This is a genomic window from Streptomyces sp. NPDC001204 (genome assembly GCF_053598035.1).
Map to the genome: position 1 here is coordinate 1 of NZ_JBSFJL010000104.1, position 1,199 is coordinate 1,199.

1 protein-coding gene is annotated in these 1,199 nt (G+C 64.6%); it reads right to left on the minus strand.

What is annotated here, in order from left to right; all coding sequences use genetic code 11:
* On the minus strand, window positions 1–1,199 hold a 1,199-nt coding region (locus ACWC91_RS41625; RefSeq protein ID WP_450645103.1), incomplete at both ends, for a nickel-dependent hydrogenase large subunit.

The following is a 1,199-nucleotide window of genomic DNA, read 5'->3' on the forward strand; positions in this document are numbered from 1 at the left end:
AGGGCGGTGGACCAGAGGCGGGCGAGGGGGCCGCCGCCGGTGTCGAGGGCGAGGTGCTGGCCGGTTTCGGGGTGGTGCCAGCGGGGGCTCATGACCCAGCTGTAGTTGTGGTCGAAGGAGCGTTTTTGGGGGTGGGGCAGGGTGGTCTGGTTCCAGGGGTGGCGGATGTCGACGGGGTTGCCGAGGGGGTCGTGGGTGACGAAGGGTTCTTCGGTGGTCCAGTCGTCGTAGTAGCTGGAGCCGAGGAGGATGCGCAGGCCGAGGTTGATGTCGACGAGGTTGTTGGTGACGAGTTGGCCGTCGACGATGATGCCGGGGGTGACGTACATGGCCTTGCCCCAGTGGTTCATCGTTTCGTAGCGGTAGTCGACGATGTCGGGGTTCTGCCAGGCGCCCCAGCAGGCCAGGAGGATGCGGCGGCGGCCGACTTCCTCGTAGCCGGGCAGGGCCTGGTAGAAGAAGTCGAAGACGTCGTCGTTGAGGGCGACGGCTTGTTTGACGAAGTCGATGACGCGCATGAGGCGGGCGAGGTAGTCGGTGAAGACGGTGGGTTGGGGCATGGTGCCCACGCCGCCGGGATAGAGGGTGGAGGGGTGGACGTGGCGGCCTTCCATCAGGCAGAACATTTCCCGGGTGATGCGGGACATTTTCAGGGCCTGTTTGTAGATCTCGCCTTCGAAGGGGTTGAAGGCGCGCATGATGTCGGCGATGGTGCGGTAGCCGTGGATGTGGCCGCGGGGGGCTTCGGTGCGTTCGGCGCGGGCCAGGACGCTGGGGTTGGTGGCCTTGACCATGGCTTCGCAGAAGTCGACGAAGACGAGGTTGTCCTGGAAGATCGTGTGGTCGAACATGTATTCGGCGGCTTCGCCGAGGTTGGTGATGTGTTCGGCCAGGGGTGGGGGTTTGACGCCGTAGGCCATCTGCTGGGCGTAGTTGGAGCAGGTGGTGTGGTTGTCGCCGCAGATGCCGCAGATGCGGGAGGTGATGAAGCCGGCGTCGCGGGGGTCCTTGCCCTTCATGAACACCGAGTAGCCGCGGAACAGTGAGGAGGTCGAGTGGCACTCGACGACCTCCCGGTTCGCGAAATCGATCTTCGTGTAGATGCCCAGGTTCCCGATGATCCGTGTGATCGGATCCCAGGACATGTCCACGATCTGAGCGGGCTTACGCCCCGCCCGACGCACCTCGGTAGTCGCCAT